The following is a 14,389-nucleotide window of genomic DNA, read 5'->3' as shown; positions in this document are numbered from 1 at the left end:
GATGCTTTGGCGGGAGGTAGGATTGCTTTCCGTGGCGGTCGGTTAGCCGTCGGCCAAGCCGATGCCGATGCTCGCTCGGGCGCTTTCGGATTCGCTGCTGACGACCGGGTAGGCGCAGTAATCGGCTGCGTAATAGGCGCTCGGGCGGTGGTTGCCCGACCAGCCGATGCCGCCGAACGGCGCGCCCGACGAGGCTCCATTGGTCGGCTTGTTCCAGTTGACGATGCCGGCGCGGATGTTCGCCCAGAAGCGGTCGTACAGTGCGGGCGTCTGGCTGATCAGCGAGGCGGACAGGCCGTAACGCGTGTTGTTCGCCTCAGCGATCGCGGCGTCGAAATCGTCGACGCGAACGACCTGGAGGATCGGGCCGAACAGCTCGATATCGGGGCGGTCGGCAATGTCGGTGACGTCGATCAGCGCGGGTTTCAGGAACGGCAGGTCCGCGACCGGGCGTTCGAGGTGACGGATCGGGCGGCCGCCGCGTGTGAGCAGTTCGAGGAAGCTTTCGGTCAGCTGCTCGGCGGCTTCGTTGTCGATCACAGGGCCCATGAACGGAGCGGGGTTGGCGTGCGGCTCGCCGACGATGATCCGTCCGACCATCTTGTCGAGCGTGGCGACCAGCGGGTCGTACAGCTTCGTGTCGATGATCAGCCGGCGGGCCGCGGTGCAGCGCTGGCCGGCAGTGGTGAAGGCGGACTGGATGATGAGCACGGCCGCGGTGTGCAGGTCGGGCGCGTCCCAGACGACGATCGGATTGTTGCCGCCCATCTCCAGCGCGAGGATCTTCTCAGGCTTGTCGGCGAACGCGCGGTTAAGCGCGAGGCCGGTGCGCGCCGAGCCGGTGAACAGCAGCCCGTCGATGTCAGGATGCGCGGCGAGTGCCTTGCCTTCGTTGGGGCCACCAATGACGAGGCGAATGCACTCGGGCGGTACGCCGGCGGCGCGGAAGCATTCGACGAGGAACGCGCCGACGGCGGGGGTCTTTTCGGATGGCTTGAAGACCACCGCGTTGCCGGCAATCAGCGCGGGGACAATGTGGCCGTTGGGCAGGTGCGCCGGGAAGTTGTACGGCCCGAGCACGGCCAGCACGCCGTGCGGCTTGTGGCGGACGGCGATCCGCGATCCCATCGTCGCTTCGAGACGGCGCTGTGCGGTGCGATCGGCATAGGCGCTGACCGAGATGTCGACCTTGGCGATGACCGTCTCGACCTCGCCGCGCGCTTCCCAGATCGGCTTGCCGGTCTCGCGTGCGATCAGGTCGGTGAACGCGTCGTTGCGCTGGCGGACGATGTTGGCGAAGCGCCGCATCGTCTCGATCCGGAAGGCGAGCGGTTTCGACGCCCAACTCGACCAGCCGGCACGCGCGCAGGCGACTTCGGCGTCGACGTCGCCGATCGGGTGGCGCCAGAGGACCGCACCGGTGGCTGGCTCGTAGGAGATGATCTCGTCGGACATGGTGCCGCTCTTGCCTTGATTTGCGGCGAGTTTCCACTGGGTGGCGCCGTTTTGCTCCCCTCCCTGAAAGGGAGGGGCTGGGGGTGGGTGGGGTTCCATGGGTTCAGACGCTCGCGGCTCAGGCCGACCGACCCACCCCCGACCCCTCCCTTCCAGGGAGGGGGGAGATTACTCGGCCAGTGCTTCGCCCATTTCGCGTATGGCGGCGACCTTGGCGTTCAGTGCGGCCCAGTCGTCGTGCTCGGCGATCGGGGCCCAAATCGCTTCGACCTCGTCGATGAGCATGCTGCATGGGTCGCCCGACCAATAGGGGTGCGAGCGATCTTTCCGGGGTTCGTAGGACGCGAGTGCCGCGCGGACTTCGGTCCAGGGTTCGCCGTAGGTGTCGGGCAGATCCCCACCGAACGCGTCGAAGAAGAACCGGTCGATCCCGACGCCGGAGGTACGGAGCGCGCGTTCGGTCGCCTGGACGAGGTCGCGGTCGATGTCCGGATCGCGCGGGCGGACGCCGAGGCGCCAGAGGATCGCCTGCGTGACTTCGGGCTGGTAGCGCGGACCGAACTGGTCGAGCGCCGCCACCAGCGGATCGCTCTCGGCGATCTGGCGGAGCGCGACGGCGAGTTGCATCACGTCCCAGTGGATCGCCTCGGGCTGGCGACCGAACGCGTAGAGCCCCTGGTGGTCGAAATAGGCGGCGGTGAAGGCCGGGTCCCAGGTCGGGGCGAACCGCCACGGGCCGTAGTCGAAGCTCTCCCCGGTGACGTTGATATTGTCCGAATTTAGCACGCCGTGGACGAAGCCCGCCGCCATGTAGCGTGCGGCGAGACGCGCGGTGCGGCCGACGACGAGGTCGAGCAGGCGGACCGGGTCTTCGCTGTCCTCGTCGTAGAGGTTGCGCAGCGTGTAGCCGACGAGCTTGCGTAAAGCTGCTTCGTCGCGGTGGTAGGCGAGGCGCTGGAAGCTGCCGATGCGGACGTGGCTGTGGTTGAGGCGGACGAGGACCGCCGAGCGCGTCGGGCTAGGCTCATCGCCGCGTTGAAGTTCTTCGCCGGTCTCGATTAGCGACAGCGTGCGCGAAGTGGGGACGTTGAGTGCGTCGAGCATCTCGGTCGCGAGAATCTCGCGGACACCGCCCTTGAGGGTGAGGCGGCCGTCACCCGCGCGGCTCCACGGCGTCTGGCCGGATCCCTTGGTACCTAGGTCCATCAACCGGCCTCGGTCATCCCGCATCTGCGCGAAGGTGAAGCCGCGGCCGTCGCCGAGATCGGGGTTGTAGTTGCGGAACTGATGGCCGTGGTAGCGGAGCGCGAACGGCTGGGGGAGTGTGCCGGGGAGCGGCTCGAACCGGCCGAAATGGCGAGTCCATTCGTCGTCGGTGAGCGCGTCGACACCGATTTGCGCGGCGGCGCGATCGTTGCGGAAGCGGGTTCGCGTCTCGGGGAAGTCCGCAGGCGCGACAGGATCGAAAAAGCCGTCGCCGAGGTCGAGGAGCTTTGCTTCGGGGCGATAGGCTTGCGGGGAGATAGGCATGCGGCGATATGGTGGCCGCTACCCGAAGGACGCAACCATGGCCGCTTACGAAAACCTCTATTGGTGGTCCAACGACGGGCTGAGACTGCACGCGAGGGACTATCCGGGCGGCGCGGAAGGCCAGCCACCGATCATTTGCATGGCGGGGCTGACGCGTAATGCACGCGATTTCGATGCGCTGGCAGCGCGGCTGGCGGGGCGCTGGCGGCTGATCGCGGTGGACTTTCGTGGGCGCGGCGAGAGCGCGTATGCGAAGGACCCGATGTCGTACGTCCCGCTGACGTACGTGCAGGACGTCGAGGCATTGCTGACCGATCAGGGTATCGATCGGTATATCGCGTTCGGCACGTCGCTAGGCGGCATCGTGACGATGCTGATGGCGGGCCCTGCACGCGGCCGGATGATGGCAGCGTTGCTCAACGACGTGGGGCCGGAGATCGACGCGCAGGGGCTGTCGCGAATCCGCGGCTATGTCGGCAAGGCGAGCGTGTTCCCAACCTGGATGCATGCAGCCCGCTGCGTTTCCGAGAACAACGCCGACGTCTATCCCGACTGGCAGATCGAGGACTGGCTGGCGATGGCCAAGCGGCTGTACCGGCTCAACAGTTCGGGGCGCATCGTGCTCGACTATGATCTGAAGATCGCCGAGCCGTTCCGCGTGCCCGGGAACGAGGCGGGGCCGGACATGTGGCAGGCGCTCGGCTCGCTGCGTGAGGTGCCGACGTTGATCGTGCGCGGCGGACGATCGGACCTGCTGTCGGCGGCGACGGCCGAGCGGATGGCTGCATCGCTCGATCAGGCCGAACTGGTGACGGTGCCGGGTGTCGGCCATGCGCCGACGCTGAGCGAAACGATGTTGCAGGATCCGATCGACCGGTTGCTGGCGCACGCGCTTGAGGGGGTGGCGATCCGTGCCTAGGGACATCCGGCTAGGGCTGCGCGTTAGGCGTGGACTGTACTGACAAGCCGGGAAACTCGATGACCGAACGCGCCGACCTCCACACGACCGCCCGCCCTCTCGAAGGTCGCCGCGCGATCATCACTGGGGGTACGACCGGGATCGGCCGGGCGATCGCGGTGATGCTCGCGGCGAACGGTGCCAAGGTCTACATCTGTGGGCGCGACGAGCGCTATCTGCAGGACGCGCTCGCGCACATCCGCCAGGTCGGCGAGGGCGACGGGATGATCACCGAACTCGCCGATCCCGACAAGGTCCGCGCGTTCTTCGATGCGGGCGAGGCGTATCTCGGCGGGTTCGACATCACTGTCATCAACGCCGCGGTAGCGGCCGGTGGCCTTACGCAGATGAGTGAGGACGAGCTTCGCTACGCGATCGCGGTCGATTTCACGGCTTACCTGCTCAGTGCGCATCACGCTGCGCACCGGATGACGCCGATCGGTGACATGGTCATCATCGGCTCTTTAAGCGCGCACATCCTCGGGCCGAGCTCGACCGTGTATGCCGGTATCAAGTCGGGGATCGCGGGTTTTTCGGAGGCGTTGCGGCGGGAACTGGGTCCGAAGGGGATCCGGGTTTCGCTGGTCGAGCCGGGCAAGGTCGGGTCGGACATGCAGTATCCGGACGTGCCCGACGACAAGCAGCGCCAGATGATCGAGGCGGAGCAGATGCTGCGCGGCGAGGACATCGCGGCGGGGGTCGAGTTCCTGCTTACCCAGCCGACGCGATCGGTAATCCAGCAGATCGTGATCGTTCCGCGGGCGCTTGAGGGGGAATGATCTTTCCTCCTAGTTCTCCCGCGAAGGCGGGAACCCAGGATACCATAGGGCGGCATTCGTGACCCTGGGCCCCCGCTTTCGCGGGGGAACACGGCATACTCACCAAGGAGAATAGCATGTTCGATCAGCTCGTCTTCACCCCCGCCGACATCGACCTGTCGCGTTCGCCGCTGGCGGGGAAGGTCGGCGCGGAGACCTATGTGCTCGGCGCGTTCAATCCCGGGATGACGCGGCTGGCGAACGGCAATCTGCTGCTGATGGTGCGGGTCGCCGAAGCGCTGAAGAAGCCGATCAGGGATGGCAACGTCCATGCGATCCGCTGGGAAGACGGCGCGTATGTGCTCGACGCTTGGCCGCTGACGATGGTGGATACCAAGGATCCGCGCAAATTCCTGATCCCCGGCGGCGGGTGGAAGGTGATGGCGCTGACCTCGCTATCATGGCTGCTACCGGTCGAGATCGACGCCGAGGGCCGCTCGGTGGTGGCGGTCCATTACGACAAGGCGATCGCGCCGCGGACGTCGTACCAATGCTACGGCGTCGAGGATGCGCGGATCTCGAAGGTCGGCGACCGCTATCTGATGACCACCTGCTCGGTCAGCCCGGAGCGGCATTCGACGACGTTGTATTCGTCCGCCAACGCGCTCGACTGGCAGCTCGAAGGGATCGTGCTCGATCACCAGAACAAGGACATGCTGATCTTCGAAGGGCTGATCGAGGGGCAGTATTGGGCGCAAACTCGCCCGCTCGGCGATCTGTATTTCGCATACCCGCCGGGCAGCGAATGGCGCAGCGGGCCGTCGATCAACCTGTCGCGCTCACCCGATGCACTGCACTGGAAACCGCACGACAAGCCCGGCATCCGGCCGCATGCGGCCACCGTCGCGACCGCGCGGATGGGCGGCGGCGCGCCCCCGATCCTGACCGATCGCGGGTGGCTGACGCTGTGGCACGGGGTGGAGCCATCGGGCGTGGTCGGGATTTACCGGACGTACTGGTCGATCCTGGACAAGGACGATCCCTCGATCACGGTGGCGACCGAGCACACCGCATTGCTGGAACCGAACCCGGCGCTGACCGAGCCGTTGAAGGACAGCATGTACCTCGACAACGTCGTCTTCACGACGGGCATCGCCGACGCGGGCGATTTCTATGTGGTCGCTAGTGGCGAGGCCGACCTCGCATGCCGGATCACGCATATCGCGAAGGCCGTGTTCGCCGGTTGAGCGCTAGCCAGGAGGGAGGACGCGGCGCGCGGCCTCCTTCCTGGAAAGTCGGATCAGCAGCGGCCGAACGACTTCGAAACGACGACATGGCCGGCGACCGAGATCGTGACCTTCACGCCGGTAGGGATGCCCCATGTCGTGCAGATGTCGAGGCAAGCCTGCGCTGCGGTTCCGCTGGGGAAGATCGACGGAATGGGCAGGCAGATCGAGCCGAACCCTAGTGGCAGATTGACGCAGACCTGTCCGTTGTTGACCGTGACGCTGATACACCCGCCGGCCAGTACCAAGGCGCCGCCATTGGAAACGTCGGTCTCCGCACTAACCGAAGCAATATTGGCCGACTTCGCGTGTTGCGCAGCGGCATCGAGAGCACTCTGGATCTGTTTTGGGTCGAAATCATAGGCAGCCATGACGGTCATCCTTTTATTGCCGGTATTCCGGTCCAGCTGTTTTACGGGCTAGGTCGCATAAGGCTCAACGCGAACATTGTCCGTTTCGCTTAGCTATCGATGCAAAGACTTGGATGAATGGTCCGATTCGACGGCAATACTGTACCGATGCCGATTGTGTTGCCAGCGCTGGCGCATGGTAAGTCCGCACGCGCCCTTGAAAGCGCTCGCGAAAATCGGCATCGCGTCGGCCATGGCCGCTCCCGTCAACATCCTCCACCTCCACTCCTCGTTCGACCTGGGAGGGAAGGAGGCGCGCGCGGTTCGGCTGATGAATACGTTCGGTGATCGCGCGAAACACACCATCGTATCGGGCGTGCCCGATGCGCTGAGCGCGCGGGACTCGATCGCGAAGGGGGTGCGCTACGAGATCGCGCAGAACCCGCCGCCGCTGACGGGCAAGCCTTCAGTGAAGCGCTACGAGGCGATCGCGCAGTATATGCGGCGGTTCGACCTGGTGCTGAGCTATAATTGGGGTGCGATCGACGGGGCGATGGCGCGGCGAGCGTTCGCCAAGGGTTCGCCGCCGCTGGTGCATCACGAGGATGGGTTCAACGCCGACGAGGCGAACGGGCTCAAGATCGAGCGCAACATCTATCGGCGGCTCGCGCTGGGCGCTGCGCATGCGTTGGCGGTACCCTCCGAGGTGTTGGAGGGGATCGCGCTGAAGACCTGGAAGCAGCCGCGCGAGCGCGTGCACCGGATCGTCAACGGAATCGGCACCGCCTATTACGCACAGAAGCCAGAACCCAAGGCGATCCCAGGGTTTACGCCCAACGCCAAGGAGGTCGTGATCGGCGCGCTTGCCGGCTTGCGCGAGGTGAAGGACCTTACCGCGCTCGTTCGCGCGGTCGGCGGCGTTTCGGGTCGCATACGCCTCGTGATCGTCGGCGAAGGGCCGGAGCGCGCGAACATTATCCAGGCCGCCGCGGCGATGGGGATGGCGGACAAGTTGGTCCTGCCAGGATTCTTGGATCGCCCCTACCGCTATATCGGCCATTTCGACATGCTCGCGGTGTCGTCGCGGAGCGAGCAGTTTCCGATCTCGGTGGTCGAGGCGATGGCGGCCGGCTTGCCGATCGCAAGCTATCCGGTCGGCGACATCACGCGGATGGTCGCGCCCGAGAATCTGCCTTTCGTGACCGAGATCGCCAACGAGGTTCGGTTGCGCGATGCGTTGCAGGCGCTGGTCGCCGATCCCGCCTTGCGCGCCTCGGTCGGTGCCGCGAACCAGGCCAAGGCACGCGCGGAATTCGACGAAGAGGTTATGATCGCTCGCTATCGCGCGCTGTACGAAGACGCCCTGAACCGTCCGGGTGCGCTAACCTAGGTCGTAATATTGCTCGCACGCTGCGTCCTTGCGATATAGAGGGCCGTATTTTCCGGGAGAGGTGACGTCGTGTTCAAGGGCCTGAAGCCTATCGTCTATAACGGTCGGGAAGTCTGGCCTCTGGTTGAGGGCGGCAAAGGCGTTGCCGCGACCAACCACGCGTCGGCTGGCGCTTGGGCTGCGGCCGGGGGCATCGGCACCGTTTCGGCAGTCAACGCCGACAGCTACGATCCCGAGGGCAAGATCATCCCGCAGGTCTATGCGGCGCTGACGCGACGCGACCGGCACGAGGAACTCGTCCAGTACGCGATCGAGGGCGCGGTCCAGCAGGTTGAGCGGGCGTACGAGATCGCCGACGGCAAGGGCGCGATCAACATCAACGTGCTGTGGGAAATGGGCGGCGCGCAGCGGATCCTGCACGGCGTTCTAGAACGCACGCGTGGCAAGGTCGCCGGCGTCACCTGCGGCGCGGGCATGCCGTACAAGCTGTCCGAGATCACCGCGTCCTACGGCGTCAGCTACCTGCCGATCGTCAGCTCCGGCCGCGCGTTCCGTGCGCTGTGGAAGCGGGCGTATTCGAAGGCGGCCGAATGGCTTGCTGCGGTGGTGTACGAGGATCCGTGGCTCGCGGGCGGGCATAACGGCCTGTCGAATGCCGAGGACCCGTTGAAGCCGCAGGACCCGTATCCGCGCGTCAAGGAACTGCGCGACGTAATGCGCGAAGGCGGCATTTCGGACGACGTGCCGATCGTGATGGCGGGCGGCGTCTGGTATCTTCGCGACTGGAACGACTGGATCGACAATCCCGAGCTGGGGACGATCGCGTTCCAGTTCGGCACGCGGCCCTTGCTGACGCGCGAAAGCCCGATCCCGCAGGGGTGGAAGGACGCGTTGACGCAGATCGAGGAAGGCGACGTGCTGTTGCACAAGTTCTCGCCGACCGGCTTCTATTCGTCGGCGGTGCGCAATCCGTTCCTGCGCTCGCTCGAAGCACGCTCCGAGCGCCAGATCGCGTTCTCGACGCAGGAGGCTGGCGATCATGTGTTCCAGCTCGACGTGGGCGTGAAGGGCAAGAACTTCTGGGTGACGCGCAACGACCTGCTACGGGCGCGCACGTGGTTCGGCGAGGGCTATACCGATGCGCTGAAGACGCCGGACAACACGCTTGTGTTCGTCAGCCCGACCGAGAAGGGCATGATCCGCAAGGACCAGGCCGACTGCATGGGCTGCCTGTCGCAATGCTCGTTCTCGAGCTGGGCGGATACCGAGACCAACTCGACCGGACGCCTCGCCGACCCACGCAGCTTCTGCATTCAGAAGACGTTGCAGGACATCGCGCACGGCGGGGACATCGACCAGAACCTGATGTTCGCAGGTCATGCCGCGTATAATTTCAAGAAGGACCCGTTCTATTCGAACGGGTTCGTGCCGAGCGTCGGGCAGTTGGTCGATCGGATTTTGACGGGGGATTGAGGCGAGGGTGGCCGCGCGTCGATGATGTCGAACTTTCGATAGTATCGGCTTTGCGACACCTCGTGCCCTGAGATAGATCGGCGCTTATCGCCTAGAGAGAGGGCTAGTGTGTTTCCCCGCGAAGGCGGGGACCCAGTCTGGGCTCCCGCCTTCGCGGGAGAACAAGGAAAGGTAAACCTACGTGCGAACGCGGCCGCGCCTTGTTTCGACAAGAGATGCGCCGAACAGGTCAGGAAGCGCATTGGCTGCGGCATCTCCGTTCGCGAGCTCAAGAGGAATAGGATGCACCCATGACTCTACACGCCTGGTGGCTGTTCGTGGTCGCGGTGTTCCTGTTATGCGGGACTCCCGGACCAAACATGCTGCACGTCATGACGCGCAGCATCGCCTTCGGCGCGCGGCGCAGCGTCGCGGCGATGGCGGGGTGCCTGACCGCGCTGGTGCTCGTGCTGGCGGCGTCTGCGGCGGGCGTGTCGGCGTTGCTCGCGGCGTGGCCGCGGGTGTTCGACGCGCTGCGCTATGCCGGCGTCGCGTACCTCATATTCCTCGGGATCAAGGCGTGGCGAGGGGCGGGGTCTCCGATCGACGTCGGCGACGATACGACGCCGGTGGCACTCCCTCCGACCTTGTCGGCGTGGCGGCTGTATCGCGGCGGGTTCGTGATCGGGATCAGCAATCCGAAACTGCTGTTGTTCGCCGCCGCCTTCCTCCCGCAGTTCGTCGACCGCGCTTCACCGCAGGCGCCGCAGTTCGCGATCCTGGTGGTGACTTTCGCCTTGGTCGAGAGCTTCTGGTACGGCGTGTATGCAGCCGGGGGGCGGACGCTCGCGCGGTATCTGACGCGCCCGGCGTTGCGGCGCGCGTTCGACCGCGTGACGGGTGCGATCTTCGTCGGGTTCGGTCTCGCTTTGCTGCGGGTGCGAGCATAGCGAAACATGGAGCGCCATTGCCGTTCGGGGCGATAGCGCGCATAGCCGAGGCATCGCAGCGCTTCGTACGGGCAGGCTGCGACTGAGAGATGCTTTGCGCTCCCGCTCCGAGCCGGGAATGCCGCATGACGATCTATTCTGCTATCGCACCTTCGGGGATCGCATCGTGACGACCGGCACCGACACGGTCGTGCCGATCTCGCGCGCGGTGAACGTCAGCGTCGAACAGCCTCAGGTCGTTGCGATGTGCAAGAAGCATGGCGCGATCATCAGTGCGATCGAGACGCTGCCATCGGGCGGAACGCGCGTCGTGCTGATGAACAGCGCGGATGCGGCGAAGATCATCAAGGCGTTCGGGTCAAAGGTCCTGACCGGAACAGTAGCGCGAACCCACTGGATGCGCGCAGTCTAAGAGCGACGGTACGATCCTCCCCCGCCAGGGGGAGGTGGCTGGCCCTTGCCAGACGGAGGGGGAGGCATGCGAAACGCGGGTTCCGTGACCTCCCCCTCCGTCACCTTCGGTGCCACCTCCCCCTGGCGGGGGAGGATCGTAAAGCCTCGGTAGTCGGTTGGTTTTCAACTCAACACCGAGCAGGGTGATAATCGATCAGTCGGCGACCGTGCCGACGACGGCGCCACCAGCGCCACCAACGGCCGCACCCTTCTCGACGCTACCACCGGTCGCGGCGGCAACGCCTGCGCCACCGGCTGCACCGATGCCTGCGCCCTTGAGCGTCGAGCATGCGCTCATCGACAAGGCGGATGCGACCAGCAGGGCGGAAACGGCAAACTTCTTCATCTTGGATACTCCTGTCTCTCCGGGGGTATCCAACAAATGCTGCATCGCGGCATCGGTTCCAAATCTTGATTTAGATTGTATCGACGGGTTCAGACCCACCCGTCGAGCACCTGATCCGGCGGGCGATGGCCATCGGCCCACATCCGGATATTCTGGATGACGCGTTCGCCCGATGCCATTCGGCCTTCGAGCGTCGCTGAGCCCATGTGCGGCAGCATTACAACGTTGGGCAGCGCGAGCAGCCGCGGATCGATCGCCGGCTCGTGCGCCCAGACGTCGAGACCTGCGCCGGCGAGCTTGCCCGCTTCCAGCGCGTCGACCAGCGCGCCCTCGTCGACGATCCCGCCACGCGCGGCGTTGATGAGGTACACGTGCGGCCGCATCAGCGCGATCCGGCGGGCGTCGATCAGGTCGCGGCTGTCGGCGTTCAGCGGCGTGTGGATCGTGACGATGTCGACCGCCCCGAGCATGTCGTCGAGCGATGCATGGAAGGTGGCGGCCAGCTGCGCCTCGCGGACCGCGGGCAGGCGGGTGCGGTTATGATAATGGATCGTCAGCCCGAACGCGCGCGCCCTGAGTGCGACCGCTTGTCCGATCCGCCCCATCCCGACGATCCCGAGCGCCTTGCCGCCGATCCGGTGGCCCAGCATCCCGCCCGGGCTCCAGCCGTTCCACTGGCCCGAGCGCACCAGCTTCTCGCCCTCCGCCAGCCGCCGCGGTACCGACAGGATCAGCGCCATCGTCATGTCGGCGGTGTCCTCGGTGAGCACTCCCGGCGTGTTCGTCACGATGATCCCGCGCGCGCGCGCCGCCTTCAGGTCGATATGGTTCACGCCCGCACCGTAGTTGGCGATCAGCTTGAGGCGATCGCCTGCGCCCGCGATCAGCGCCGCATCGATGTCGTCGCTCACGGTCGGCACGAACACGTCGCAATCGGCCATCGCCGCGGCGAGCTGGTCGCGGTCGAGCTTGGTGTCGGCACGGTTGTTCTGCGTGTCGAACAGCGCTTCCATCCGATCCATCAGCGTATCGGCCAGTTCGCGGGTGACGACGACCTTGGGGTTCGGACAGCGGCGTGTGTCGATCATGGGGACGGCTTGGCGAAGGCGTTCGTGCCCGTCAACGTTCCGTCAACGTCGGGGCCGCAACTTCGGTTGAGGAAACCGGTTCGTCGCGATAGGAGTTCGGTTCGCCAGTTAGGACATGACCATGCGCATTCTCGCCGCCGCGCTTTCCGTTTTCGTTGCCGCCGCGCTGGTGCCCGACCCGGCGACCGCGGCCGACGCGACGAAGAAGAGCGTGCCCTATTACGCGTCGATCTCGGCATCGCGCGCGCGGATGCGGACCGGGCCGGCACGGACGTATCCGGCGAGCTGGCTGTATCAGCGGCAGGATCTGCCGATCAAGGTGGTCGCGATCTTCAAGGAGTGGCGCAAGGTCGCTGATCCGGATGGGACCGAGGGTTGGATGCAGGCGAACCTGCTCAGCGGGACGCGCACTGCGGTCGTCCACGGCGCGGGGCCGGTGGAGATGCGCGAGAAGCCCGTCTCGTCCGCCAAATTGCTGTGGCGTGCAGCGCCGGGCGTGGTCGGGCGGCTGAGCCAGTGCGGCAATGGCTGGTGCCGGATGGACGTGAAGGGGCAGGCGGGGTTTGTGCAGATCGGTGGTCTCTGGGGTGTCGAGGCTGGTGAGACTTTGCCGTGAAATCCGAGGCGTGGCGGATCGTTCGTGACGATCTGACGAAGCCCGAGGTCGTCTCGCTAGTCGAACTGCACCTCCGCGCAGCGCACGAAAACTCTCCTCCGGGTAGCGTATTCGCGCTCGACCTGACCGGGTTGCGCGATCCGACGGTGACGGTCTGGTCAGCTTGGGACGGCGACCGGCTCGTCGGGCTGGCAGCGTTGAAGCAACTCGACGATGCCCATGGCGAACTCAAATCGATGCGAACCGCCCCCGCCTATCTGCGTCGCGGTGTCGCGCGCATGATGCTGGACCATGTCGTCGCCGAGGCCCGGACCAGAGGATATCGACGGATCAGTCTCGAAACCGGCACCGCTGCGTCCTTCAATGCAGCGCACGCGATGTATGAACACGCCGGGTTTACCGCCAGCGATCCGTTCGGGGTCTATAGCGACCGCATGTTCGCCGCGTATTACACGCTGGAAATCTAGTCGCGGCGGCAGTCGAGGGGGCCGTGCCCCCTCGATACCGTCAGTTCATCAATTCCACTGCCATCGCAGTCGCTTCCCCGCCGCCGATGCAGAGCGAGGCGAGACCACGTTTTTGGCCTGTCGTCTCCAGCGCCGACAGCAACGTCGCGAGGATCCGCGCACCGCTCGCGCCGATCGGGTGGCCTAGCGCGCACGCGCCGCCGTGGATGTTCACCTTGTCGTGTGGGAGCCCAAGGTCGCGCATCGCGATCATCGCGACGACGGCGAAGGCTTCGTTCACCTCGAACAGGTCGATGTCCGACGCCGACCAGCCGGCCTTCTCCATCGCCTTCCGCATCGCGAACACCGGTGCGGTCGTGAACAACGCCGGTGCATGCGCGTGTGCGGCATGGGCAACAACGCGCGCGATCGGCGTGATCCCGAGCCTTTCGGCGACACTTGCACGCGTCATCACCAGTGCCGCAGCACCGTCGGAAATCGACGACGCGTTGGCGGCGGTGATCGTGCCGTCCTTCGAGAAGGCAGGCTTCAGCGTCGGGATCTTGGCAACATCGCCCTTGGCCGGTTGTTCGTCGAGCGAGACCGTCGTCGTGCCTTTCCGACCTGCGATATCAAGGGAGACGATCTCGCGGTCGAACGCGCCGGACTTTTGCGCGGCCTGCGCGCGGTGCAGCGACTCGATCGCGTAATCGTCCATCTGCTGCCGCGTGAACTGATATTCGTGCGCGGTACCCTCGGCGAAATTGCCCATCAGCTTGCCCGGCTCGTACGCATCCTCGAGCCCGTCGAGATACATGTGGTCGTACATCCGGTCATGCCCGATCCGCGCGCCGCCGCGGTGGCTTTTCGAGAGGTACGGCGCGTTGGTCATGCTCTCCATGCCGCCCGCGACGAGCAGGTCGACCGAGCCGGCCGCGAGCGCATCGGCGGCCAGGATCGCCGCCTGCATGCCAGATCCACACATCTTGTTGACCGTCGTCGCCTCGACGTGATCGCCAAGCCCGGCGTTGATCGCCGCTTGCCGCGCCGGCGCCTGGCCTAGCCCGGCGGGCAGCACGCAGCCCATGTAGATCCGCTCGATCTCGGCCGCCGACACGCCCGATCGCGCGACTGCACCGCGCACCGCGTCGGCGCCAAGCTGCGTCGCGGTCGCGCCGGCGAGCGCGCCCTGGAACGAGCCCATCGGCGTGCGCGCGTAGGACAGGATGACGATGGGATCTCGATCGGCGGTCACTTCACTCTCCATATATTCTTCTGCCCCCGTATCTGGGGTTGATGTGCGGCAATACA

The 14,389-nt window shown here is 65.7% G+C and carries 15 protein-coding genes; 9 read left to right on the top strand and 6 right to left on the bottom strand.

Annotation, left to right across the window (positions count from 1 at the left end; genetic code table 11):
- Positions 1 to 42 precede the first annotated feature (42 nt).
- Together astD and C8J39_RS00955 are read right to left on the bottom strand one after the other, a co-directional pair.
- Positions 43 to 1,455, bottom strand: coding sequence for a succinylglutamate-semialdehyde dehydrogenase (astD, locus tag C8J39_RS00960; protein ID WP_120298962.1), 1,413 nt, complete (start codon positions 1,453 to 1,455; stop codon positions 43 to 45).
- 168 nt (positions 1,456 to 1,623) lie between these two features.
- A complete protein-coding gene (locus tag C8J39_RS00955; protein ID WP_120298961.1) occupies positions 1,624 to 2,985 on the bottom strand; it encodes a protein adenylyltransferase SelO family protein in 1,362 nt (453 codons plus the stop codon).
- Positions 2,986 to 3,022: 37 nt separating this feature from the next.
- Between C8J39_RS00955 and C8J39_RS00950 the strand changes: the two genes are divergently transcribed.
- From C8J39_RS00950 to C8J39_RS00940, 3 genes are all read left to right on the top strand, one after another.
- A complete protein-coding gene (locus C8J39_RS00950; RefSeq protein ID WP_120299646.1) occupies positions 3,023 to 3,904 on the top strand; it encodes an alpha/beta fold hydrolase in 882 nt (293 codons plus the stop codon).
- A 59-nt stretch (positions 3,905 to 3,963) separates the two neighbouring features.
- Complete coding sequence (locus tag C8J39_RS00945; protein ID WP_120298960.1) at positions 3,964 to 4,722, top strand: SDR family oxidoreductase; 759 nt, start codon at positions 3,964 to 3,966, stop codon at positions 4,720 to 4,722.
- Positions 4,723 to 4,838: 116 nt separating this feature from the next.
- Positions 4,839 to 5,948: a glycosidase gene (locus tag C8J39_RS00940; protein WP_120298959.1), complete on the top strand. Its 1,110-nt coding sequence runs from the start codon at positions 4,839 to 4,841 to the stop codon at positions 5,946 to 5,948.
- 53 nt (positions 5,949 to 6,001) lie between these two features.
- On the opposite strand, the gene C8J39_RS00935 is transcribed toward C8J39_RS00940, so the two are convergent.
- Positions 6,002 to 6,358, bottom strand: coding sequence for a hypothetical protein (locus C8J39_RS00935; RefSeq protein WP_056063078.1), 357 nt, complete (start codon positions 6,356 to 6,358; stop codon positions 6,002 to 6,004).
- A 232-nt stretch (positions 6,359 to 6,590) separates the two neighbouring features.
- On the opposite strand from C8J39_RS00935, the gene C8J39_RS00930 reads away from it, so the two are divergent.
- The 4 genes from C8J39_RS00930 to C8J39_RS00915 all read left to right on the top strand — a co-directional run bounded on the left by C8J39_RS00930 (position 6,591) and on the right by C8J39_RS00915 (position 10,541).
- The gene (locus tag C8J39_RS00930; protein ID WP_120299645.1) at positions 6,591 to 7,727 is read left to right on the top strand and encodes a glycosyltransferase; all 1,137 of its coding nucleotides are present in this window, start codon (positions 6,591 to 6,593) and stop codon (positions 7,725 to 7,727) included.
- Between the two features lie 69 nt (positions 7,728 to 7,796).
- On the top strand, positions 7,797 to 9,200 hold the full coding sequence (locus tag C8J39_RS00925) for a nitronate monooxygenase family protein (RefSeq protein ID WP_120298957.1): 1,404 nt from the start codon (positions 7,797 to 7,799) through the stop codon (positions 9,198 to 9,200).
- Positions 9,201 to 9,490: 290 nt separating this feature from the next.
- The gene (locus C8J39_RS00920) at positions 9,491 to 10,129 is read left to right on the top strand and encodes a LysE family translocator (protein ID WP_120298956.1); all 639 of its coding nucleotides are present in this window, start codon (positions 9,491 to 9,493) and stop codon (positions 10,127 to 10,129) included.
- Between the two features lie 166 nt (positions 10,130 to 10,295).
- Entirely contained in the window at positions 10,296 to 10,541 is a 246-nt protein-coding gene (locus tag C8J39_RS00915; protein ID WP_132833271.1) for a hypothetical protein, read from the top strand.
- A gap of 195 nt (positions 10,542 to 10,736) precedes the next feature.
- Here C8J39_RS00915 and C8J39_RS00910 read toward each other — a convergent pair whose 3' ends face one another.
- Positions 10,737 to 10,928: a hypothetical protein gene (locus tag C8J39_RS00910; protein WP_120298954.1), complete on the bottom strand. Its 192-nt coding sequence runs from the start codon at positions 10,926 to 10,928 to the stop codon at positions 10,737 to 10,739.
- A gap of 89 nt (positions 10,929 to 11,017) precedes the next feature.
- Positions 11,018 to 12,016 carry a D-glycerate dehydrogenase gene (locus C8J39_RS00905; RefSeq protein WP_120298953.1) on the bottom strand — a complete coding sequence of 333 codons (999 nt, stop codon included), beginning with the start codon at positions 12,014 to 12,016 and terminating at the stop codon, positions 11,018 to 11,020.
- Between the two features lie 115 nt (positions 12,017 to 12,131).
- Here C8J39_RS00905 and C8J39_RS00900 point away from each other — a divergent pair, with 115 nt between their 5' ends.
- Entirely contained in the window at positions 12,132 to 12,632 is a 501-nt protein-coding gene (locus tag C8J39_RS00900; RefSeq protein WP_120298952.1) for an SH3 domain-containing protein, read from the top strand.
- The gene (locus C8J39_RS00895; protein WP_120298951.1) at positions 12,629 to 13,099 is read left to right on the top strand and encodes a GNAT family N-acetyltransferase; all 471 of its coding nucleotides are present in this window, start codon (positions 12,629 to 12,631) and stop codon (positions 13,097 to 13,099) included. Before C8J39_RS00900 ends, C8J39_RS00895 begins: the two co-directional genes overlap by 4 nt.
- A 40-nt stretch (positions 13,100 to 13,139) precedes the next feature.
- Here C8J39_RS00895 and C8J39_RS00890 read toward each other — a convergent pair whose 3' ends face one another.
- On the bottom strand, positions 13,140 to 14,333 hold the full coding sequence (locus C8J39_RS00890) for an acetyl-CoA C-acyltransferase (RefSeq protein ID WP_259457483.1): 1,194 nt from the start codon (positions 14,331 to 14,333) through the stop codon (positions 13,140 to 13,142).
- Positions 14,334 to 14,389: the final 56 nt, after the last annotated feature.

The organism is Sphingomonas sp. PP-CC-1A-547 (genome assembly GCF_003610375.1).
In the GTDB taxonomy this organism is placed as follows: Bacteria; Pseudomonadota; Alphaproteobacteria; order Sphingomonadales; family Sphingomonadaceae; genus Sphingomonas.
Note: the sequence above shows the minus strand (reverse complement) of the source record. Positions and strands in the feature narration are given on the sequence as shown.